Below are 22,253 nucleotides of genomic sequence, written 5' to 3' on the forward strand. Positions count from 1 at the left end.
CATTTTGTATAGAATCACAGTTACTTTCGTAAAATGACCTTGTTCTGTTTGAGGACGATAAATGCTGCTATTATAGGGAATCCTGGGCCTGGTTGAACGGGGGAGCAGAAGTTGACAAACATAACTGTTATTCTTATAATAACAGTTGAACTTACCTTGTGTTGAAGCACATCGGTGATTGCTGCCGGGAAGGGAGTAAGTGATGAACAGTGAATTTACCATTGCCGTCCATTGTCTGGTTTTTCTGTCCATGAAGGATGAGTGCATGGCGAACAGTGAAGACCTGTCCCATAGCGTCGGTACGCACCCGGCGAGAGTACGCAAGGTTCTTAGTGTGCTGCGGAAGAATGGTTATCTGACCACCAAGGAAGGTGCTCACGGCGGATACCTGCTCAGTCGTCCGAGCGAGGAGATCAAGCTTGGAGAGCTGTACCGTCTGGTTGCTGGCGGCTCACTTGGACCCAATTGGTGTTCCGGAGAGTCCGGTTCCAATTGCATCGTCTCCTCTAATATGCAGGATGTCATGGGGAGCATCTATGATGGCGGTGAGGAAGCGCTGACTTCCTATTTCGACAGTATATCGATTGAGGATGTGAAGCATCGTATCGGAAATGGGGAAGCATGCTCTTCGTCCAAGAATGAATTGTCGTCGAACGGTTAATTGGCATGGACGTTGTCCCGGTGAAATGAGATTCATGGATGTTTCAGGTGATTCCGGGCATAACGTGAACACAGATGGGTGCGATCGTCTGCGCTGATGTTATATTCGGAAGGTGGGTATCTCGTAGAGATCACTTGATATGGCCTTGCGAACATAAATGAAACAACAGAAATGATAAGATATAATAAAAACAACTTTTGGGGAGTGGAATGAATGTCCAGCATTGAAAACAATGAAACACTGCGCGTCATTAACGAACGTCATTCAGTCAAGAAATATGAAGCCGGTTATGTTATGCCAGAGGAGGATCTCACTGCCATCCTGACTGCCGCTTCTGAAGCTCCGTCTGCATGGAACCTGCAGCACTGGAAATTCCTTGTGATTGAATCCGAAGCGGATAAGGCTAAATTGCTGCCGATCGCTTATGGTCAAAGTCAAATCACAGAAAGCTCGGTTACAATCGCTGTACTCGGAGACCTCGAAGCTAACCGCAATGCGGTCATCTATGATCAGGCTGTTGAAGCTGGCTACTTGAAGCCTGAAATTCGCGACGCGTTGGTTGGTCAAATCAACGGTGCTTATCAAAGTCAGCAAACGGCTCGCGACGAAGCGATCCGCAATGCTTCTTTGGCTTCGCAAAACATTATGCTGGCTGCGCGTTCCCTTGGCTATGATACATGCCCAATGGGTGGTTACAACCCGCAGCAACTGATTGAAACATTTAACATTCCTCCTCGTTACATTCCTATCATGCTGATCACAGTAGGTAAAGCGGCACAACCGGCTCGCCCGGCAGGTCGTTTCCCATTGTCTGATGTCGTAGTTAGAGGTTCGTTCTAAGATATATTCGTATTAAAAATAGCCGCATGCCCCTCAGGGAGCATGCGGCTATTTGCTGTAAGAGGCAGGAAGGGTTGGGTAGCTCAGCTACCCATCCTTTCCATCTCTTCAATGCAATTCTTATTTCTCAGGTGTTTCTGGGATTTGCGGAGCATGGAAGCTTTCCATGTATTCGATGGCATTGTACATCATAACTGCCGCTTCTGCGCGAGTAATGGTTTCCTTCGGATTGAAGTTGCCATCCGCATCAAGTGTGTTGATTTTAAGAACCAGCGAGCGTTGAACCGCACCCTGATATTCCGGAGTAAGCTCCTGTTCATCTGTAATTTCTACCGGTTTGATGTTAATCATCGGCAGGCCGCCTTTGGCTTCGATCCCCTTCATCAGGAACAGAGTGAATTGTTCGCGTGTCATTTCTGCAGCCGGATCGATGTCCTTGGGCATCTGAATTCCATTATACTGGGCACGAATGAAGGCATCGCTGTACCATACACCGTCTTTGACGTTGCTGAAGGTATCACTCGGGAGCGGTTGTTTGATAAAACGAATCGCATCCAGGTTCAGATCGAGACCATCGGTAATCAGCTGCACTCCTTGTGCAGTATTTAATTGCTGTTCCGGCTTGAACAAGCTGTCGTTCACTCCCTTGATCAATCCATCCTGATGCAGAGCTTCAATTTTGTCAGCACCTGCAATACCTTGAAGGTCAGTAAAATGGGCTTGAGCAGCGTTAATCGGGCCAGCACTCAGGGAGAGTGTGAGCAGTGCTCCGGCAGTTATAGTGGCTAGTATATTTTTTTTCATGTTGAAATCGCCTCACTTTTCTAGGGGAGTCCCTTTGTATAAAAGCTATTTGCCCCTATAGACGACCCTTGTCTAAAAAAGGTTGCTGCAATTTTCCAACAGATCATTCATTTTGTCTCAAATAACAAGGGAATGCACAACTGCACAGCTAGCCCTTGGATTTGTTGCGATACTCCGTGGGTGAACGTCCCATCATTTTGCTGAACAGTCGTGAGAAATAATAAGGGTCCTTGAACCCCAGCTCAGAGCTGATTTGTTTGACGGTCCAGTCCGTAAAATCAAGATAACGGCAGGAATGCTGGATTTTGAGTCGCAGGAAATAATCTATGGGTGAATGTCCGGTTGCCTGCTTGAACAGTTGTGAATAATGGGGTGCCGATAACTGGGCCTGTGCGGCGAGCTCCTTTAACGTCAATCCGTGCTCCAGGTGTTCCAGCATATACTGGACAGATTGTTCTGCCGCTCGTTTGCTGCTGATCATGCTGGCACCTGTTCCCTGACCATAGGCCAGCATACCGAGCATATAGCCCGTAATCTGCGTTGCGTATATCATGGCTTGCAGGGAGTACCCGGTTTCCAGTGCATCATAGCATTCATGGAACAGTTCCAGCCATTTGGGGGCTTTGGAAGGAGCGATGGCAGAGATTTTATTGGCCAGGAGCAGTTCAATGTAGGTAGAAGCGTGTTCGCCGCGCAGATGAATCCAGTAGATGCTCCAGGGTTCTGCCGCATTAGCCCCGTAAACGTGTGCCATATATGCAGGCAAGATGACCAGGTCACCTGCATGTACAACTTGTGGTTTGCTGCCATCTAATTCGTACCATCCTGTTCCTTGTACGCAATACATGAGAATATGGGAGTCACATCCTTGAGGCCGATCCCGGTAATGATGCTCCGCTTCATGGAAATATCCGATATCCGTAACGTACAGCCCTGAAGTAATATGGTATCGTGCTGCTTCTTCGAGCAGTGGATCAGGCAGTACAACGAGTTTTTGCATAGGGAATCCAGCAGATTTGCGCAGTGTGGTTGTACGGTTGTAAGGTCTCATACTTGTATTATGGTGAGGGAGGATGGGGGAGTCAATGTCGAATATGCAAGCGTTCACAGAAATATCATGATCTTGAGAACGTTGCGTCTGTTCCGGTGAAGCAGAAGCCGGTGAATTGGGTAAGTACATTATAGTGGAACCATTAATCCAGAGCATGAACCGACTCATGAAGAGAGATAGACATGGAATTGGAAAAGAGAAGGAGAGATGAGAGATATGGAACGAACAGCAGCGAATGAAACATTCTTCTATACAGGAACTTATGCATCAGCGGATCAACCAGGGATTGTACTGTGCGCACTGGATGCAGATAAAGGTGAGATGAGAATCGTCAGTCACACTGAGGGTGTGGACAACCCATCCTATCTCGCATTATGCCCAGATGCCAACTGTCTGTACGTTGCGAGTGAAACCGATGAGGGAGAGGTGCTTGTATATCGCAGGGATACGGCAACGAGTGAACTGCATCTGATGGATCGGAAACTGACCAAAGGGGCTTCTCCTTGTTATGTGTCGGTCACCAAGGATGGCAAATGGGTTCTGACTTCGAACTACAGCAGTGGGAGTGTGAATGTATTCCCGGTAGGGGATCAAGGGACGCTTGAAGAGATGAGTGCACTGGTTGAACATACGGGCAGAGGAAAAAACGATGACCGTCAGGAAGGACCTCATGCTCATTCCATACAGCCGGACCCGTCCGGACAGTATGCGGTCGTATGTGACCTTGGGCTCGACCAGATTATTGTTTACCGCATGGAAGAAGGAAGGCTGGTCACACACCGCGAAACGAATCAGCCCCCTGGTTCAGGTCCAAGACATTTGGTTTTCCATCCGAGTGGGAAGTGGGCATATGTCATTAATGAGCTGAACAACACGGTTACCGCATTCATGTATGATGAGCGGAGAGGTGAGTTCAATACGCTGCAGCATATCTCCACACTGCCTGAAGGGCATTCGGGAGAAGGAACAGCTGCAGATATTCGTGTATCCCCTTGCGGCCGTTTCCTGTATGCTTCCAACCGCGGGGATGATAGCATCGTGCTGTATCATATTGATCAGGAATCCGGAAAATTGGAAGCCGTGGAATGGACGTCGACCATCGGTCAGACTCCTCGCAACTTTAATTTGCTGCCAGGCGGCATTCTGCTCGTGGCCAATCAGGATAGCAACAATATTGTTGCATTTCAAATGGATGGGGAAGATGGGCGTCTGACGCACAATGGATTTAAGCTCGAAGTGTCCCGTCCGGTATGTATTACGCCTGTGGTATAAGCTGCAGTGCTGCAAGGAGCAAACTCAAATCCGATTATCTCAAGACCATGCATGGGCCTAATCCAGCATGGTCTTTATTTTTTTAATCATTCAACGTATCGCGAAGAATACAAAATCAAAGTGCTTACGACACTAAATTACTAATTTAGACCTATAGATGGAATTAAATGTTTAATTTAGAATGAAAATATTAAAGCGCTTACATAAAGATGACGCTAAGGGGCAACGGGCTTACCAATTTCATTTGGGGAGGCTATTATTCTATGTTGAATCGATTGTCTTGGAGAAGGACGCTGCGAATTGCCGGAATAGCCCTGCTAGGTTCAGCCATGCTGACGACTGCGTTTGGACTGGGGAACACACCGGTAACCGAGGCGGCGGGTACGCGTCAGATGGAGTTCCTGGACCGTGGGGTGGTTGCGGTAAAGACAGGTACGGGTGTATTTGTCAGCTGGCGTCTTTTGGGTACGGAAGGATCCAATGTTTCGTTCAATGTATATCGGGATGGAACCAAAGTGAACGCATCCCCCATAACCAATAGCACGAACCTTCAGGATGCCAGCGGGACAAGCAGTTCCAAATATACGGTTCGGGCCGTAGTGGGCGGAACCGAGCAGTCGGCTTCGGCAGCTGCGAGTGTATGGGGAAACAACTACCTGTCTGTGCCCCTCAGCATACCGGCGGGCGGGACAACACCGGATGGGGTGGCTTACACGTATAGCGCCAATGATGCCAGTGCAGGCGATCTGGACGGCGACGGGGAGTATGAACTAATCGTGAAGTGGGACCCTTCCAACTCCAAGGATAACTCTCAGAGTGGATATACCGGTGAAGTATTTATCGATGCCTATAAATTGAACGGAACACGTTTATGGCGAATTAGCCTCGGCAAAAATATCCGCGCAGGTGCTCATTATACCCAGTTCATGGTGTATGACCTGGATGGTGACGGCAAGGCCGAGGTTGCGATGAAAACGGCTGATGGAAGCAAGGATGGCACCGGTACGGTCATTGGCGATGCCAGCAAGGATTACCGCAATTCCAGCGGATACGTTCTATCCGGACCGGAATTCCTGACCATCTTCAATGGGCAGACTGGCAAAGCTCTGTCCACAGTGAACTATGAACCGGCACGTGGCAACGTATCCGATTGGGGAGACAATTATGGCAACCGGGTTGATCGCTTCCTCGCAGCGATTGCCTATCTGGATGGAGAACGTCCCAGTCTGGTTATGGCACGTGGATACTACACTCGTACGGTGCTTGTAGCCTACAACTGGCGGAATGGGCAGCTGACGAAGCAGTGGACATTCGATTCGAATACATCCGGCAATTCGGGGTATGCCGGACAGGGGAATCATAATCTGAGCGTAGCGGACGTAGATGGAGACGGCAAGGATGAGATTATCTACGGTGCCATGGCGGTGGATGATAACGGAAAAGGGTTGTACACGACAGGGCTTCATCATGGCGACGCCATGCATCTGAGTGACCTGGACCCCGACCGTGCCGGGCTGGAGGTATTTCAGGTTCATGAGACCCCGTCCAATGCGGGAGTTGAATTCCGTGATGCACGTACAGGGCAGCTGATCTGGGGCATACCTACAACAAAGGATATCGGACGCGGCATGGCAGCGGATATCGACCCGAGATATAAGGGGGCGGAGGTTTGGGCGGACGGTGGTCTGTATACAGCCAAAGGACAGAAAATTGGAACAACCTTGCCTTCATCCACGAATTTTGGCATCTGGTGGGATGGAGATCTGCTGCGGGAACTGCTGGACAGCAACCGAATCGATAAGTGGGACTATGCCAACAGCAAAACGGTTAATTTGCTGACAGCTTCAGGTGTTTCCTCCAATAATGGTACAAAATCCACACCGAATCTGCAGGCTGACCTGTTCGGGGACTGGAGGGAAGAGGTGGTATGGCGAACAAGCGATAGCTCTGCGCTGCGGATCTATACTACAACTGCGGTCACGGACAAACGGATTTATACCTTGATGCATGATCCGGTGTATCGTCTTGGTATCGCATGGCAAAATGTTGCCTATAATCAACCGCCCCACACCGGTTTTTATTTGGGTGAAGGCATGAGCACACCACCGGTACCCAATATTCATTATGCCGGGAAATAAGAGATAAGCATGAGCTGCGGCAACCAGAGCAAGATGCAATGTTAATCCGTTATTCTGCCTGATCTGAGGACAACAGGGGAATCCTGTTGTCCATTTTTCATTCCATGTCAATCGGATAGAAATCCGGAACAAATCGGAAAAAACGTTTGACACGTCAGAGGGCTGCCCTTATGATATGCATATAACTTACTAAACAGGTAGGAATAATGAAAATGATTGCTTTAACTATTGCGTCAGCAGTCATTACAGTCAGAGAAGAGTAACTTGAACAGAATAACGTTCTAACCGTATCGACGGAGGAACACTGCAGCACATCATTTCTGGATGAAGCATACACGGCCTTGGGTCGGCATGACTTTGTGAGGGAGAAGTGTGCGGGTGGTTCCTCCGTCTTTTGTTCTTTTTTCGGTGCGTTCCATACTGTTCAGCCTGCCTGAGGTAGTCATTGCAGAACCATTCTGGGGGGAGTTTTGTTTATGAAAAAGAGAATTCATAAGGGTATTCTGGTTGGTCTGGCATTGGTATTAACAGGGGTACTGGCAGCGTGCGGGTCGGAGAGCAGCGGCTCCAATGCGGCAGGAACATCGGGAGAGCAGGATAGCGGCAAGGAAGCTGCCAAAGCCATCGAGCTGCTGAATGTATCCTATGATCCGACGCGAGAACTGTATGAGCAATATAACAAGGCGTTTGCGGCGTATTGGCAAAAAGAAAAAGGCCAGGAAGTGACGATTAAGCAGTCACACGGCGGTTCCGGTAAACAGAGTCGTTCCGTGATCGATGGCTTGGACGCAGATATCGTTACACTGGCATTGGGATATGATATTGATGCGATCGAGGATAAAGGGCTGATTAATGCCGGCTGGCAGGATAAATACGAGCACAACAGCTCCCCATATACTTCAACCATTGTATTTTTGGTACGCAAAGGCAATCCAAAAGGCATCAAGGACTGGGATGATCTGATCAAAGGGGATACCCAGGTGATTACCCCCAATCCGAAAACGTCCGGTGGAGCAAGATGGAATTACCTGGCGGCATGGGGATATGCACTGAAGAAAAACAACAATGATGAGGAGAAGGCGAAGGAATTCGTTGGTGAACTCTTCAAGCATGCACCTGTACTTGATTCCGGGGCACGTGGCTCTACGACAACATTTGTTGAACGTGGTATCGGTGATGTGCTGCTGGCCTGGGAGAACGAAGCGTTCTTATCGGTAAAAGAGCTGGGTCCGGACAAATTCGATATCGTTGTTCCTTCCGTTAGTATCTTGGCTGAACCACCTGTAGCGATCGTGGATAAAAATGCAGACAAAAAAGGCAGCCGCGAGGTGGCAGATGCTTATCTGAAATATCTGTACAGCGAAGAGGGGCAGACCATTGCCGCGGAAAATTACTATCGCCCGACGCTGGATAGCGTGAAGGAGAAATTCAAAGACCAGTTCCCGGATGTTGAATTGTTTACCCTGAATGATGTATTTGGCACTTGGCGGGATACGCAGGCCAAACATTTCAATGACGGCGGAATCTTTGACCAGATCTACGTTCCAGGCAGTTAATGTTGGATACAAAATAAAGCTCACGACCATGTAAGCGGCCAACCAGCCTACCGGCTGAAGGCAGAGAGGATGAACGTCCATGAGCAAGGTGATGGTGGCCCGGAGACGCACACTGCCGGGCTTCGGATTGACAATGGGGTACAGTGTGTTCTACCTGAGCCTGGTTGTACTTATTCCACTGGCAGCGTTGATCTTTAACTCCACGGGCCTGACCTGGTCCACGTTGATTGAGACAGCAAGTAACCCCCGGGTACTTGCTTCTTTCAAGGTTAGCTTCCTGACTGCAGGAGTTGCTGCCTTGATTAATCTGGTTCTTGGGCTGCTCCTGGCTTGGGTGCTGGTCCGATATGAATTCCCAGGCAAGCGCCTGTTTGATGCGGTCATTGACCTGCCATTCGCCCTGCCTACTGCAGTGGCAGGTGTTGCCCTTACGGCCCTGTATGCCGGGAATGGATGGATAGGGCAGCTTGTGGAGCCTCTGGGTATCAAGCTGGCGTATTCGCAGGCAGGTATTACCCTGGCACTGATGTTTATCGGCATTCCGTTTGTTGTACGTACGGTACAGCCGGTTTTGGAAGAGCTGGAAGCCGAAGTGGAAGAGGCGGCCGCGACGCTCGGAGCAGGGAGATGGCGCATTTTTCGGACGATATTGCTTCCGGACCTGATTCCGCCGCTGCTGACCGGGTTTGCACTTGCTTTTGCCAGAGGCATTGGGGAATATGGATCGGTCGTATTTATCTCGGGTAACATGCCGATGAAAACGGAGATTGCACCCCTGCTGATTATGGCGAAGCTGGAGCAGTTCGATTACGCAGGAGCTACGGCTGTAGCCTTGCTGCTGCTGCTGGTTTCTTTTGTCCTGCTGCTGGTGATTAACTCCCTTCAGCGCTGGAGCAGGAAGGCAGGCCGGGCTTAGGTTACGTAGGCTAACTTATATAAGTTGAATTTGTCATTTACACCATAACGGAGAGGACAGAAAAATCTGGAGAAGCGGAGCGTTCGCCTTTATCCCCGGATTTCTCCCTTTTAGGAGTGGTTCATAAAAAATCTGGGGATAACAGCGATCGGAAGATGTTCTGACCTTGCAGTGGTCCAGTGGAAAATTATTAGTCCAACTTATATAAACCAAAAGGAGGTACATATGATGGCGGGTTCTGTTCCAATAACGCCTGCTCCCCAAGTGCGAACCGGTCCGGGGACAAACCGTGCAACTACGGAAGCTCCATGGGTCAAATGGCTGTTGATCGGACTGGCAAGTCTGGTACTGCTCTGGCTTCTCATTTTGCCACTAATCATTGTAATGATGGAAGCACTGAAGCAAGGGTGGGGTGTCTATATTGCAGCTCTCACCGAACCGGATGCCATGTCTGCCCTGAAGCTGACACTGCTGGTAGCGGCGATTACCGTACCGCTGAATACGATATTTGGTGTAGCTGCAGCCTGGGTCATCACCAAGTTCCAGTTCAAGGGAAAGGGAATCATGATAACGTTAATTGATCTTCCCTTCTCCATCTCGCCAGTTGTGGGCGGGTTGATCTTTGTACTGGTATTTGGCTCCAATGGCTGGTTTGGTCCGTGGCTGGCAGAGCATGATATCAAAATTATTTTTGCCTTGCCTGGTATCATAATTGCAACGCTGTTTATTACCTTTCCTTTTGTAGCACGAGAACTCATTCCATTAATGGAGGATCAGGGTACGAGGGAAGAGGAGGCGGCAGTTACGCTCGGCGCTTCGGGATGGCGCATCTTCTGGAATGTCACGCTGCCCAACATTAAGTGGGGGCTGCTGTACGGCATCATTCTGTGTAATGCCCGTGCGATGGGCGAGTTCGGAGCTGTATCGGTGGTGTCGGGACATATTCGCGGAGAGACGAATACACTGCCGCTGCATGTCGAGATTTTGTACAACGAGTACCAGTTCTCGGCATCGTTCGCAGTCGCTTCCTTATTACTGATCCTGGCTCTGGCAACGCTGCTGCTCAAGAGCTGGCTGGGACACAGAACGGTTTCAGAGAAGTAGTTGGGGGTCCGAATTTCGGCCCTCTTTCCTGCCTTTTTGGAAGTTCTCACGAGTTCAATATAATTGATTTACGTTTCTTGAAAATACAGATTGACAGCTAATGGAAGCCCTGATAATGTATAAACCAAGTATATAGGTTGGATAAGAATGAATTATAAGTCGGACGGATGATCACACGTCAATCATATAGCGGGCAGCAGCCCGGGAAGAGGAGGCGGCTCTATGGCTAAGCCGTTAAAAGTGGATGAGGTATGGATGGATCGAATTGCCGGACAGCTGAATGACATGGAGTTTGGCTCGCTTCACATCGTTGTACATGAAGGTCAGATTGTGCAGATGGAGCGGACTGAACGCAAACGATTTGAGAACACGCCCTCAGGCAGCACCTCCAAATCCGACAGCACTGCACGAAGCAGCTCCCCCCGCTCATTGCGCGGATCGAATGCAAGTGCGAAGGGGTAGAGCTGAGACGGCATCAGGGAGCACTGATTGAGGCATAGATTGGTTTAGTGTGAGTTACCCATAAGTTTTCCGAAGCACACGTACTCTTTCGGAAACTCATGGGTAATTCATGCTTTTAATGCGATAATGTGGCCAAACTATTTGGTGGAGTTTGTCTCCATTTGCCCGTTGTACCATTCATTAGCTTCAATCAGTACCTGCTGCCCGCCTGCTTCCATAAATTCCTTCACGAAGGTATCAAAACTTTCAACAGGCTGATCCCCGGTAATGATGGAGATGTATGCGCTGTCCCTCATATGGATCAACTCAGATGAATATTGAATCAGGGCAGGGGTTGCCACCTCCAGATGATTATAAATACCATTCTCCGTCAATCCCTCAGATGCAGCCCACTGCTCCCGTTTGCCGATGGATGCACCTGGAACAGCCATGCCAATGCTGGAGCCGATCATATTGGTGTAATTCTCCATACGGTTATATGGGGGCAGAATGTGAAACTCCCCTGAAGATGAAGAGCTCCAGTCCCAGTGCTTTCCTGGAAGGCCATATTCCATTTTGATCTGCTCTGCCGGATCGGAGTTTGCACTGACATAATCGAGAATTTCAAGGGTTTTTTCCAGTTTACCAGGCTCATTGACCGCATCGGCCCCGATTGTAATGAAACTCATCAGCAGATTGTAACCTTTGGAGCCACTGAGTCCATCAGGCCCTGTAACAGGAGGACCGAATTCAACGTCTGCAGTTGCGTTCTTCTGTTGGAGTTCATGGACATTAAACATGGCTTCAACGGGAATTTCCTCGTCCTTTTCATTAAGGACGCTATAATCTCCGTCTTGAGTCCAATGATAATAATTGCCCATCGAGGTCATCCCAATTCTGCTATTAATAAACGCATGGGACAAATGTTTATAGCCACCTTTATTTTCACCAGTTATGAATTCAGGATCGATAATCCCATCCTGATACCACTTCTGCAGATAAGCCAAGGCTTTCTTCATCTCAGGTTCCAATGCGCCGATCACGAGTCGGTCATTTTTTTGGTTAAAGTACAGCTGCTCGGTAAAAACGGACTGCCCAAAAGCACCAAAAACGACATTCATGCCCTCTTTGGATAACCCGTATGTATCCTGTTTTCCATTTCCGTCAGGGTCATCTTTGGCGAATGCATACATAACCGTCTCAAACTCCTCTAATGTCGGCGGAACATCGAGACCGAGTTTCTCCAGCCAGTCTTCCCGATATACGACAGGGGTCCGGTAGATGTTAGTCTGATTGATGACCGGGATTCCATATAACGCGCCATTTATTTTTCCGTACTCCAAGTAACGTGAATCATAATCACGGATTCGCTTCACAATATGAGGCGCATGTTCTTCTAGTACGCCCTCGGGAATTTCTGCCAACACCCCCTGCATCTGATATTTAAGCAGATCATGTGGCTGCCTGATCCGAAGAAGATCCGGTATGTTCCCTTGAGCGAGCTTCAAGTCCAGCAGGTCCTCATAGCGTCTGTTCTCCAGGTTCCACACCTCCAGATTCACATCAAAAAGATCCTCGATATAGGTAATCATCTCGGCATCCTCAGGAACGGGAGTATTCTGATGCATGGTCCAGGAAATCGTATATGGCGGCTCTGTATCCTTATCAGACTCATCAGCAGGATTGTGCGGCTGCATTTGAGCGCGTTGTTCCCCCAAGACGGTGCAGCCACTCATACATATGACAAGGATAACGGTGGTGATCAATAGACACAGAGCTCTTGAAAGGTTGAGGTTCATAGCAGCTCCTTCTCATGATTTGATATCTGGATCAATGTCCAAGGTTAGGGGCAACCCTTCGGCTAATTAGTTCATCAGACTGCGCATGAAGTTTTTCGGTGTACAGCCGTGGATTTCCTTGAACTTTTTAATGAAGTAGGCAGAGGTACGGTATCCAACCGTGCTCGCAACCTGCTCAATAGTAAATTCCTGTTGTGCGATGAGTTCGCGTGCGCGTTCCATTCTCTGATTCGTGACATATTCCGAATAGGCCATGCCGGTCTCTTCCTTGAAAATCTTGCTGAGATACTTGGGACTGATATACACTTGTTCCGCGACATGATCCAGCGTGAGATCGCCCGAAATATGCTCGCGAACGTAGGCTTTGACAGCTGATATGGTATCCGGACTCCTGACCTCGCTTCGTCTCTCCATATGTGTGATAAATTCGGTTACCAGATCAGTCATCCATTCCGAATACCGGTTGATATTGTAGAACGAGGAATATTGCTTGTACAAATTCATGGAGCTCGCCTCGGCGGGCTGCCAGCGCACTTGATTGATGCAGTCAGCGTATATGGAAACCATTTTTAATAAAATAATGCGGCTGTATTCGGCTGAATACAGGCCTTCCTTGATGGTCGATACCACATCCTGAATGGCCAGAACCGTACCGTCCATATCACGGGATTGCAATTTCTTCTCAAAATTCATAAGGTACGCGTCCGGAATCTCCAAACTGCTGGTCTCCCTTTGCAGAAGATCAAGGTCTTGAATGGCAGACAGAGCAGGGAAGAAGTAGCTGTATTGAATCAATGCGTTCGCCGCATGATAGCTTGTGTGAATCTTCGTGAAATGCTCTACCCAGCCGCCTAAGGACACTGCAAAATCCAGATCGAACCGGCTTCTCGTCTCAGAATGAATAAAGTTTATAATGTGATCCGAAACAGGCTCTTCGCGTTGATTCGTACAGATGATCACTGCTATTTTGTGATCCTGCAATTCCTCCGCAAGCAGCTTTGTTTCAGCTATTTCTGCTGTCTCCAGCTGCTGAATCATCGTATACAACGTATGCTGCAATTGTCGTGGCTGCAATTCCTTCCACTTCTCGCTGACGGGGTCAATGACGATACAGCGATAGCGGGAATAGGCCATCGACACCCGAACAGATTGCAGTTGTTCCGTAAGTTCCTCAGGTGTAAATCGGTTATTTAACATATTCAGCATAATACTGTGTCTAATCATTTTGTGATTGGCCTGCAGCGTTTCTTCCAGACTATCGACTTTAATGGAAAGGCTGTTGATAGCCGAATCGATGAATCGATATTCATTCTGCTTCAGGCCGCTGGGGCTATCTACCCTGGCCTTGATATTATTCAGGATCCGCTTAAGAGGACTGTAATTGGCTACGGTAAAGCCGAACGACATGGCTATCCCAACCGCTACAGCGATCAAACCCAGAAGCGCAGAAACTTCCTTTAAGCTATCCAGCTTATAATAGAAGCTTTTATTCGGGGTGGTTGTGTAAATTCTCCATCCATTTTCTTCGAATTGCTCATGGGAAACAACATAAGCATCGTGATTAAATATTTGCGTGAAGCTCTCGCCGGAAGAAGGACTGGAGAGCAGAGACTGAAGCAGATTCTCGCTCGTGGAGCTGCCTAACATCGATTTATCAGCGGAAGATATGACGACTCCACGCTGATCCACGATGTATGTATTTTCATAGTCGGCAGGAATCATATTACGAATCAGCTGACTGATCGTCGATTCTTTGATATCAATCGCAACCATGACCTTACTGTCTTGTCCAGAGGACTGAAATGGATAACTGTGAACATAAGAGATTAGAGGAATCGTGCTGCTCTGTTCGGGAGATTCGATATAAGTGTCCTCAGGAACCATACGTGTCTGCATCCATAAGGAGCCTTTGTCACTCTTTTTCATCGCTTCAATCCAATCGTAGGCAGGATCTACGCTCGAAGGAGTGACCTCATGGAGCTGCAGCCCATGTACAGAAGAGATCATGAAATGATTCTCTGTATCGTACACATGAATGGCCTGAATCAGGTCGGAATAATTTTGCACCTGACTTTTGAGAAGCTGCTCGATGTCCAGGATTTTGCTGTGGTTTCCTTGCAGGCTATCAAGCTGAATGCTGACGGGACTGCCCAAGGCAAGAGAAAGATAGACCTGATTCACTTTTTCGATAACGGAGGTCTCAATATAATTAACGGTACTTTGCAGGAGCAGTTGTTTGTTGATCCGAATCTCTTTGCTGTATTGATGGGAGAAGAAGAGATATAAGATAGAGCCGAAAAGAAGCGCAATAACAAGGACGACAGCAAGATAGGAAAAAACCATCCTGGATCTCACAGACTGGAAGAGCTTGCGCATTCGTTTTCCTCCTTCATCACTGGTTTCTAGACAACTTCATCATTATATAATAGCCCCGGGACTAGAAATCATGTTGATCGAAATTTAACAAACACCCCCAGAATAATTTACTTTCCGTTAATCTAAATTTACAAACAACTACACTCTAGATGACGATTCTATTATTCACTCTATTTTCTGAAGAAGACACGTGCCAAAACGTACGAATTTGATATAAAACGGAATTTGTTCTATAGATGCCAGGCTCCCCCGAGTGCTAAAGTTAACCCCAGATCAGACACGGAATGAATGGAGACCATCCTACACATTCGCTGATGAAATCGAAAAATTACGATTATGGGAGCGTGTATTTGCAGGCCATGAGAAAACCACTTAAAAAATCACTGGCATTACTTCTAATGTTGTCTATGGTAAGCCCAACGTTTGCAGATCGGAGCTTTGCAGCCGATCAGAAGATTCAGTTCTCTGATATTAAGGGACACTGGGCGGAAGCGAACATTCAAGCATGGGGTGATGAAGGACTGATTCGGGGCTATTTGGATCGTTCATTCAAACCAAACAACGAGATTACGAGAGCAGAATTTATGAATCTGGTGAATGGTGCTTTTGGATATGCAGGACAAGCTGCAATTAACTTTAATGATGTTTCTGAAGATGCATGGTATTACCAGGCGGTTTCTACAGCTAATGCAGCTGGATATATGGATGGTTATACGGATCAGACGATGAAACCTCAAAATCCGATCACACGTCAGGAAGCGGCCAAAATCATCGCTGGCATTCTGAATTTGGATCTGAATGAGGGAGCTGCAAATGCATTTAGCGATGCTTCGTCCATTGCGGATTGGAGCAAAGGAGCTGTAGGCGGAACTGCAGCAGCAAAAATTATTTCCGGATATTCGGATGGAAGCTTCAAACCACTTCAATCCATCACTCGTGCAGAAGCTGTAAGTGCACTTTTTAATGCCTTGGAAATAGAATCCAATGCAGATGCTAAACCATTCAAGCCAAAGGGAACAGCTAATGTGCTGAATGTGGAAGCCCCTGCCGAAGAAGCTCGTCTGTCTGCAGTCGAACATGGAGCCAATGCGGACGACGGCACTTTGAAAAATATTGCGGCAACGAATCCATTTATTGATATCTTGGACGGTTTCGAACAAGTCTGGTCCATGAACCAATCGGATTGGAGAGATGGTACAGCTGCGACGAAACCGGGAGTGAAGGGAGAGGTTGCAAAGTATGGCGATGGACCGACCCCATATTATGATGGCTTTAAAAATGATCAAAAAACAGCGGTCGCAGACCAGAAAACATTCGCGAACGAGGAAATTCGAAATCAAGCGACTTGGGTCGCTAACATCAAATATGTAGAAGATGTGACGCAAAATCGTACCGATGAAGAGGCGTTAGCTGCCTATTATGATGACCAGAGAGATAAGATCTACAGTATGATGGAGGCTTTTGGCCCACTGGCTAACACATATGTAGACATCGTCAAGCCAACGACAAGCGTCGAAAGAGAGATCATGGACATGGATGTTGTCTTGACAGAAGAAACGGCCGAAGATCAAAGCCAGGGATTGGGAAGTGATTGGGCTAAGACGGAGCTTGCAGACATGGTAGCTTTGGTGGATCTAGTTCGATTCAAAATTCCTTCATCCTCCAACCCTTCGAAATACTTCTACTCTTCCCCAAGACCATGGAGAATGAATTCGAACGGAGAAGTGAAAGAGGTTGTCGATGAGAATGGTTTGGCTGTGTGGGAAACCTTAGGTAAGGGTGAAGTGACAGAAGAGCCTTTGGCTTCAGGAGGAACAAAGACAACGGGAGAAAAGCATTTCCAACAATACGAAAGCAACGTGGAAATTATTCCTGCATTAAGCTATGTAAGAAGAATAGCGGAAGATGGACGAGGTAAGGATGGAGCATTCCCAAGCGGTCATACCAGTGCTTCGTATCTGTCTGTTCTTCCTTTTGCCTATGCTACTCCAGAACGATTCTCTGAATTTTTAACAAGAGCTGCTCAAATGGGTGAAAATCGCATTGTGACCGGGATGCACTCGCCGCTTGATGTCATAGGTGCAAGAATACAAGCTACAGCCATGACAGCATATGCTTTTAATAAGGAAGAAAACCAGGAATTGATGGATAAGGCGTATGATAATGCAGGAGAGGTATTTGGAGCAGCAGCACAGAAAGAAAATATGAGTTTATATGATTATGCACATACCGTAACAGAGGACTACACATTCAAAAGTGCTTATGATGAAAAGAAATGGGAAGATCATGACGCCAATAAAGCCTTCTACAGAGAAAAACTCACATATGGTCTGCCACAAACAGGAATCAAAGGTTTGGCTCCTGAAGTGCCGCAGGGAGCAGAGGCGCTGTTGAAGACACGTCAGCCTTATTTGACCGATGAGCAGCGTAGAGAAGTGTTATATACGACATCCATTGATTCTGGTTATCCGGTTCTGGACGAGTCTAACGGTTGGGGCAGATTGGACTTGGTGACGGCAGCGGATGGCTACGGTGCATTCCTAAACAATGTAACCGTAGATATGGATGCTTCCAAAGGGCGTTTCAATGCAGAGGATTGGTGGAGAAATGATATCTCCGGCAGTGGAATGCTGACGAAAAAGGGAACAGGAACACTTACCATAACAGGAAATAACAGTTACACAGGCGGAACGCTGCTGCAGGCAGGAACGCTGGTGGCTGAATCTGCAACTGCCTTTGGTCTCGGGGATCTGTATGTGGAGAATGGAAAAGTCATCGTTCATGCGGATGGAGCATTAAAATTAAATAGAAACTTTACCATGGACAACGGAACGTTGGAATTGGTAATGGACGATGATAACAGTCAGGTTAATGTTGGTAAAAAGCTGTATCTGGATGGAGGAAGCCTCAATCTGGACTTGTCCAACTATAAGATCGAAGGTTCCAAGGATATTACTTTAATTACGGCTGGCGTAATTAAAGGTGAATTCGACCAAGTCACAGCGGATGGTTATGACGTTCAGGTTACTTACGAAAAGGATCGCATCATTGCACATGTTGCAGCGAAATAAGCTAACGCATTTTATCAAAGCAATACTATTCTTATATGAAAAGGACTGAACTACGTTGTAGTTCAGTCCTTTTTACATCTTGAGCAACACGCAGGATTCAGTCGTGAGAGTTCTGGTTTACCCATTTGATTATCATAGATTATAAGTAGAAAAAGGTAACTATTCGCCCGTGTAGGCACCAGCTTTACGTGCTGCACTCACTTCGTTTTCAGTAGGGGGCTCATTCGTTGGGTCCAGCTCGGTATGACCTACATAAGGGCGATCACTACGTGGGCGAGTTCCAGTAAACCCGAAACCTGAAACGAACAGGACCAGCTGTAATCCCAAGGCATAAGGAGCAGCAGCAGGCCCAATCAGATGGAGCAGCGAGCATAGCACAATCAGCAAGAAGAGTATTTTGTTCACTGTACCTGATGGTTCGCGGCGCAGGCTGGCCCAGAGCAAATAACCATACATTATGGCAATCATTAAGGAAACTGCACGCAACCACGGGAGGAAGCTCTCCCATGAATCTACGGAAACGTCCAACAGTCGGTGACGGAACACAAGATCCGTAACCAGGAAGAGGGTAGCTGCCAGTGCAGCTGGTTCGGCCAGAGGCCGAAAGATTGTCCAGATGGCCTCGCCCCAATGATCTGTTCGGTTATCTTGACCGAGTTCATCTGATAATGCGGTGCACTCTCGTTCTAATGCTCTGTGCATCAGCGCGAGTCTGGCAGGATCATGCTCCTTGATGCAATCGCGAATCTGCTCCTGTAACGTAGAGGAGAGATCAGATGCCGATTTGCAGGCCAGCATGGCCATGAATAGATCCTGTTGTTCATTTTCTGAGAATGAATACTTTTTATGTTCCAGGATGGTGAGTTTTCCCAAGAGGGTTGTGCTTATGTATAATGTATCTCGTATCCTTCGCATTCGCCTTTCGTGGCTGCGGCGAACTTCAGTGGCGGACCATATATATATCGCGAGCAGCAGAGCTATGACTCCAAACAGCACAGCCTCCGCGCCGGGGCGCGATAGTAGCTCTTCGATCCAGGGTTGAAACACACGTTTTCCTCCTTTGCACAAACTTAACGTATCTTGAAACACGCTTCACGTAAGCTTTCTCTCACTATTACACAGGAAGTAGATGAATTCAAGCAGAAAGGGGCACAATTCATGGACCAGATCAGTATTGAACACATTCCACCCACAGCAGCAGAGTATCTTGCCTTGCGACAAACTGCGGGTCTCAGTGCGATGAGCAAGGAGGGAGCAGAAATTGGACTGCCGAACAGTCTTTTTGCCGTATGTTTACGCAATGGAGATGCACTCGTAGGCATGGGCAGGGTTATTGGGGATGGCGGTTGTTTCTTTCAGGTGGTGGATATTGCTGTTCACCCGGATGTTCAAGGCAGGGGATATGGCAAGTTGATTATGAGCGAGATCATGAAATACTTGCGTGAACATGTGCCTGCTCGAGGCTTGGTGAGTCTTCTTGCGGATGTACCTGCAGATCGCCTGTACTCCCAATTTAGTTTCACCTATACCAGCCCGAAATCGGAAGGCATGTGGTGGAGACAGGGAGAGGATTGACGGATATAAATGAAACATCGCCACCATGAAGCCGCCATAGCGGCTTTTTTGCTGTGTAAAAAATGCAGTGGATGCAGAAGATAGGTGCAGCGCCGCTTATTGGAAGTGTGAAATCTTTCGATTTATTAACATTGGTTTACAAGTGGCTCCATCCGGTTTAAGATGGCGTGAGCCGTTTAAGGTATATAACAATAGGATTAAGTATTACAATATAACGGTATGTTGACTAGATGATATCTACTGAAAAGAGGGATAAGATATGAAAGTTGCGATTTTTGGAGCGACTGGAACGATTGGAAAGACGATACTGTGGGAGCTGATGGACCGCGGGCATGAAGTGACTGCGATTGTGCGTGATCCGTCCAAAGTGGAAATGGTTCATGAACGTCTGCGTGTGGAAAAGGGAGATTTGTTGAACCCGGATCAGGTAGCCGATTTTACAGCAGGCCAGGAAGCTGTCGTTAGTGCCTATGGTCCGAAATTCGGAGAAGAAGAGGAGCTGCTGGAAGTTACACGTTCACTGATTGAGGGTGTTCGCCGCGGTAAAGCCAGCCGTCTGGTTGTTGTTGGCGGAGCTGGCAGCTTGCTGACCGATTCCGGCGAGATGCTGATGGATACACCTGGATTTCCGGAGGAAGTTAGAACCCTGGCGAAGGCACATGTGGATGCTTATGGCTTGATCGAGGAATCGGATATCCACTGGACGTATATGAGCCCGGCGGCAACAATTACATCCGGACCGCGGACAGGCCATTTCCGGATCGGGATGAATCGTTTGGTGACCGATGATCTGGGAGAGAGCACGATCTCGGTTGGGGACTTTGCTGCGGCATTGGTGGATGAGCTTGATGATCCGCAGTTTATTGGTTCCCGTTTTACGGTAGCTTATTAAGGGAGAGTTTGCCGGGAGCTAGTAGAACCGAATGATGCCAAACGCAGAATGAGAAGTTACTCACCGGGGAGGGATGAACCTTGTTTATCGTCACCGCTGAACAGATGCGAGCTGTAGATGAGCATACTATCCACAAGCTGGGCATTCCTGCTGCGAGTCTGATGGAGAACGCGGGCAGAGCCATAGCGGAGGAAGTTATCGCTTTGTGCCGGGAAGAGGTTGCGGTCGGTAGGGTGGTTGAACACAAAAGGCGCCGAGAGCAGGGAGAGGCACAGCGGGCACACACCGGGCCAGGTGATCGCCAAGGTTCCGGCGGCGACATCATCGCCGATCCGGCGCTGGTGATGGCGCACCCCGCTGGTCAGCATTGGTACATGCTGATCGGTAAGGGCAATAATGGCGGGGACGGGCTGGTTGCGGCCCGCCATCTGCTTGAAGCGGGGCTCGGCGTGACCTTGATCTACGCCGATGCGCCCGAGTCACTGCGAGGCGAAGCCGCAGTGCAGCGGGATGCCGCGGCGCAGCTCGGCATCCCTGCCCTTGTCCACGGCCGTGAAGCCGTGGACTTCAGCCGGTGCACAGGCATCGTGGATGCACTGCTGGGCACCGGCTCGCAGGGGGCGCCGCGGGGAGCTTACGCGGCGCTGATTGAGGCGGCGAACGACAGCGGTAAGCCGGTCGTGTCCGCCGATGTGCCAAGCGGGCTGAATGCCGACACCGGGGAGGTATACGAGCCCTGCATTCAAGCCCGAGTGACTGTATGCCTTGCGCTGCTAAAGCGCGGACTTGTACAGTATCCGGGCGCGACGGCTGCGGGGCGCATCGTAGTGCGTGCCATCGGCATCCCGGCACGGCTGGCGCCAGAGCACGGTCCTACCGTTCGTCTGTTGACGGAGGAAGTGATGCGCGGTGCCCTGAAGGTGGATACGGATCGTCTGCGGGCACCTGACGGGCACAAGGGTACCTACGGCCACGTACTGCTGGTCGCAGGCAGTCTGCCGATGAGCGGCGCAGGTCTGCTCTCGGCCAAGGCTGCACTGCGCGCTGGCTGCGGACTCGCCACATGGGCACTGCCCGCGGCACTGCTGCCGCATGTCATCGGCAGTGTGCCTGAGCTCATGCTCGCAGCCGCCGCAGATGGCGACAGCGGCGAGTGGAACGCGGCTTCCGCCGAAGCTGTGCTTCGTCTTGCGGAGAGCCGCGACGTGATTGCAACCGGGCCAGGCCTCGGCCGCTTCGAGGGCGACACTGGCTGGCTGCGCCGCCTGTGGCAGCAGACGGATCGCCCGCTCGTCATCGACGCGGACGCCCTCAATATGCTCGCAGACGCGGGCAAAGCCGGGCCTCGCGACTGGGGCCGGCGCAGTGCGGCGACCATTTTGACGCCGCACCCCGGAGAGATGGGCCGCCTGCTGGGCATGCCGACCCCCGAAGTGCAGCGTGACCGAATTGGTCACGCTGCAAGGTACGCCCGCGAGCAGGGCGTGACCCTGGTGCTCAAAGGAGCACGAACGGTCATCGCAACGCCTTCCGGCGAGGCGTACATCAACACCACCGGGCACGCCGGCATGGGAACGGGCGGCGCCGGGGACGTATTGACCGGCATCATCGCCGGTCTGCTCGCTCAAGGACTCAGCGCGGAGCAGGCTGCCGCTTTTGGTGTATATCTGCACGGCCAGGCCGCCGAGCAGGCTGCGCAGCGGCGCGGTGACCCGGCGTCTCTGCTGGCAGGAGACATCATTGACGCCCTGTGATGG

At 49.3% G+C, this 22,253-nt stretch carries 17 protein-coding genes; 12 read left to right on the forward strand and 5 right to left on the reverse strand.

All coding sequences use genetic code 11. The features are described from left to right. Nucleotides 1-202: 202 nt before the first annotated feature. Nucleotides 203-661, forward strand: coding sequence for an Rrf2 family transcriptional regulator (locus MHB82_RS02375; protein WP_095361548.1), 459 nt, complete (start codon nucleotides 203-205; stop codon nucleotides 659-661). A gap of 213 nt (nucleotides 662-874) precedes the next feature. Further along, nucleotides 875-1,501 carry a nitroreductase family protein gene (locus MHB82_RS02380; RefSeq protein ID WP_095361547.1) on the forward strand — a complete coding sequence of 209 codons (627 nt, stop codon included), beginning with the start codon at nucleotides 875-877 and terminating at the stop codon, nucleotides 1,499-1,501. A gap of 120 nt (nucleotides 1,502-1,621) precedes the next feature. On the opposite strand, the gene MHB82_RS02385 is transcribed toward MHB82_RS02380, so the two are convergent. Next, complete coding sequence (locus tag MHB82_RS02385; RefSeq protein WP_095361546.1) at nucleotides 1,622-2,305, reverse strand: S-layer homology domain-containing protein; 684 nt, start codon at nucleotides 2,303-2,305, stop codon at nucleotides 1,622-1,624. 148 nt (nucleotides 2,306-2,453) lie between these two features. Further along, the gene (locus MHB82_RS02390) at nucleotides 2,454-3,356 is read right to left on the reverse strand and encodes an AraC family transcriptional regulator (RefSeq protein ID WP_341173720.1); all 903 of its coding nucleotides are present in this window, start codon (nucleotides 3,354-3,356) and stop codon (nucleotides 2,454-2,456) included. Between the two features lie 216 nt (nucleotides 3,357-3,572). Between MHB82_RS02390 and MHB82_RS02395 the strand changes: the two genes are divergently transcribed. The 6 genes from MHB82_RS02395 to MHB82_RS02420 all read left to right on the forward strand — a co-directional run bounded on the left by MHB82_RS02395 (nucleotide 3,573) and on the right by MHB82_RS02420 (nucleotide 10,804). Next, a complete protein-coding gene (locus MHB82_RS02395; RefSeq protein WP_341173721.1) occupies nucleotides 3,573-4,628 on the forward strand; it encodes a lactonase family protein in 1,056 nt (351 codons plus the stop codon). Between the two features lie 329 nt (nucleotides 4,629-4,957). Beyond that, nucleotides 4,958-6,766 carry a rhamnogalacturonan lyase gene (locus MHB82_RS02400; protein WP_220039402.1) on the forward strand — a complete coding sequence of 603 codons (1,809 nt, stop codon included), beginning with the start codon at nucleotides 4,958-4,960 and terminating at the stop codon, nucleotides 6,764-6,766. 476 nt (nucleotides 6,767-7,242) lie between these two features. After that, entirely contained in the window at nucleotides 7,243-8,322 is a 1,080-nt protein-coding gene (locus tag MHB82_RS02405) for a sulfate ABC transporter substrate-binding protein (RefSeq protein ID WP_341173722.1), read from the forward strand. 79 nt (nucleotides 8,323-8,401) lie between these two features. After that, nucleotides 8,402-9,238, forward strand: a complete 837-nt coding sequence (gene cysT / locus MHB82_RS02410) for a sulfate ABC transporter permease subunit CysT (RefSeq protein WP_127539183.1) — start codon at nucleotides 8,402-8,404, stop codon at nucleotides 9,236-9,238. A gap of 228 nt (nucleotides 9,239-9,466) precedes the next feature. Continuing rightward, the gene (gene cysW / locus MHB82_RS02415) at nucleotides 9,467-10,342 is read left to right on the forward strand and encodes a sulfate ABC transporter permease subunit CysW (protein WP_183525581.1); all 876 of its coding nucleotides are present in this window, start codon (nucleotides 9,467-9,469) and stop codon (nucleotides 10,340-10,342) included. A gap of 222 nt (nucleotides 10,343-10,564) precedes the next feature. After that, a complete protein-coding gene (locus MHB82_RS02420; protein WP_341173723.1) occupies nucleotides 10,565-10,804 on the forward strand; it encodes a YezD family protein in 240 nt (79 codons plus the stop codon). Nucleotides 10,805-10,941: 137 nt separating this feature from the next. Here the strand turns inward: MHB82_RS02420 and MHB82_RS02425 are convergent, their stop codons facing one another. Together MHB82_RS02425 and MHB82_RS02430 are read right to left on the reverse strand one after the other, a co-directional pair. Further along, nucleotides 10,942-12,501 carry an extracellular solute-binding protein gene (locus MHB82_RS02425; RefSeq protein ID WP_341173724.1) on the reverse strand — a complete coding sequence of 520 codons (1,560 nt, stop codon included), beginning with the start codon at nucleotides 12,499-12,501 and terminating at the stop codon, nucleotides 10,942-10,944. Nucleotides 12,502-12,648: 147 nt separating this feature from the next. After that, nucleotides 12,649-14,958, reverse strand: coding sequence for an AraC family transcriptional regulator (locus tag MHB82_RS02430; RefSeq protein WP_341173725.1), 2,310 nt, complete (start codon nucleotides 14,956-14,958; stop codon nucleotides 12,649-12,651). Between the two features lie 314 nt (nucleotides 14,959-15,272). Here MHB82_RS02430 and MHB82_RS02435 point away from each other — a divergent pair, with 314 nt between their 5' ends. Continuing rightward, complete coding sequence (locus MHB82_RS02435) at nucleotides 15,273-18,029, forward strand: S-layer homology domain-containing protein (protein WP_341173726.1); 2,757 nt, start codon at nucleotides 15,273-15,275, stop codon at nucleotides 18,027-18,029. A 159-nt stretch (nucleotides 18,030-18,188) separates the two neighbouring features. Here the strand turns inward: MHB82_RS02435 and MHB82_RS02440 are convergent, their stop codons facing one another. Next, complete coding sequence (locus MHB82_RS02440) at nucleotides 18,189-19,076, reverse strand: hypothetical protein (protein ID WP_341173727.1); 888 nt, start codon at nucleotides 19,074-19,076, stop codon at nucleotides 18,189-18,191. A 111-nt stretch (nucleotides 19,077-19,187) separates the two neighbouring features. Between MHB82_RS02440 and MHB82_RS02445 the strand changes: the two genes are divergently transcribed. From MHB82_RS02445 to MHB82_RS02455, 3 genes are all read left to right on the forward strand, one after another. Further along, a complete protein-coding gene (locus MHB82_RS02445) occupies nucleotides 19,188-19,604 on the forward strand; it encodes a GNAT family N-acetyltransferase (protein WP_341173728.1) in 417 nt (138 codons plus the stop codon). 259 nt (nucleotides 19,605-19,863) lie between these two features. Further along, the gene (locus tag MHB82_RS02450; RefSeq protein ID WP_095361535.1) at nucleotides 19,864-20,496 is read left to right on the forward strand and encodes an NAD(P)-dependent oxidoreductase; all 633 of its coding nucleotides are present in this window, start codon (nucleotides 19,864-19,866) and stop codon (nucleotides 20,494-20,496) included. A gap of 80 nt (nucleotides 20,497-20,576) precedes the next feature. Further along, complete coding sequence (locus MHB82_RS02455) at nucleotides 20,577-22,250, forward strand: NAD(P)H-hydrate dehydratase (protein ID WP_341173729.1); 1,674 nt, start codon at nucleotides 20,577-20,579, stop codon at nucleotides 22,248-22,250. Nucleotides 22,251-22,253 lie beyond the last annotated feature (3 nt).

This window comes from Paenibacillus sp. FSL K6-2862 (genome assembly GCF_038005125.1).
Lineage (GTDB): Bacteria > Bacillota > Bacilli > Paenibacillales > Paenibacillaceae > Paenibacillus > Paenibacillus illinoisensis_A.

Excerpts from the sequence above, each read along its gene's own strand:
- MHB82_RS02375 (WP_095361548.1), top strand. The coding sequence starts at position 203 with ATGAACAGTGAATTTACCATTGCCGTCCATTGTCTGGTTTTTCTGTCC.
- MHB82_RS02380 (WP_095361547.1), top strand. The coding sequence starts at position 875 with ATGTCCAGCATTGAAAACAATGAAACACTGCGCGTCATTAACGAACGT.
- MHB82_RS02385 (WP_095361546.1), bottom strand. The coding sequence starts at position 2,305 with ATGAAAAAAAATATACTAGCCACTATAACTGCCGGAGCACTGCTCACA.
- MHB82_RS02390 (WP_341173720.1), bottom strand. The coding sequence starts at position 3,356 with ATGAGACCTTACAACCGTACAACCACACTGCGCAAATCTGCTGGATTC.
- MHB82_RS02395 (WP_341173721.1), top strand. The coding sequence starts at position 3,573 with ATGGAACGAACAGCAGCGAATGAAACATTCTTCTATACAGGAACTTAT.
- MHB82_RS02400 (WP_220039402.1), top strand. The coding sequence starts at position 4,958 with ATGCTGACGACTGCGTTTGGACTGGGGAACACACCGGTAACCGAGGCG.
- MHB82_RS02405 (WP_341173722.1), top strand. The coding sequence starts at position 7,243 with ATGAAAAAGAGAATTCATAAGGGTATTCTGGTTGGTCTGGCATTGGTA.
- cysT (WP_127539183.1), top strand. The coding sequence starts at position 8,402 with ATGAGCAAGGTGATGGTGGCCCGGAGACGCACACTGCCGGGCTTCGGA.
- cysW (WP_183525581.1), top strand. The coding sequence starts at position 9,467 with ATGGCGGGTTCTGTTCCAATAACGCCTGCTCCCCAAGTGCGAACCGGT.
- MHB82_RS02420 (WP_341173723.1), top strand. The coding sequence starts at position 10,565 with ATGGCTAAGCCGTTAAAAGTGGATGAGGTATGGATGGATCGAATTGCC.
- MHB82_RS02430 (WP_341173725.1), bottom strand. The coding sequence starts at position 14,958 with ATGCGCAAGCTCTTCCAGTCTGTGAGATCCAGGATGGTTTTTTCCTAT.
- MHB82_RS02435 (WP_341173726.1), top strand. The coding sequence starts at position 15,273 with ATGAAATCGAAAAATTACGATTATGGGAGCGTGTATTTGCAGGCCATG.
- MHB82_RS02445 (WP_341173728.1), top strand. The coding sequence starts at position 19,188 with ATGGACCAGATCAGTATTGAACACATTCCACCCACAGCAGCAGAGTAT.
- MHB82_RS02450 (WP_095361535.1), top strand. The coding sequence starts at position 19,864 with ATGAAAGTTGCGATTTTTGGAGCGACTGGAACGATTGGAAAGACGATA.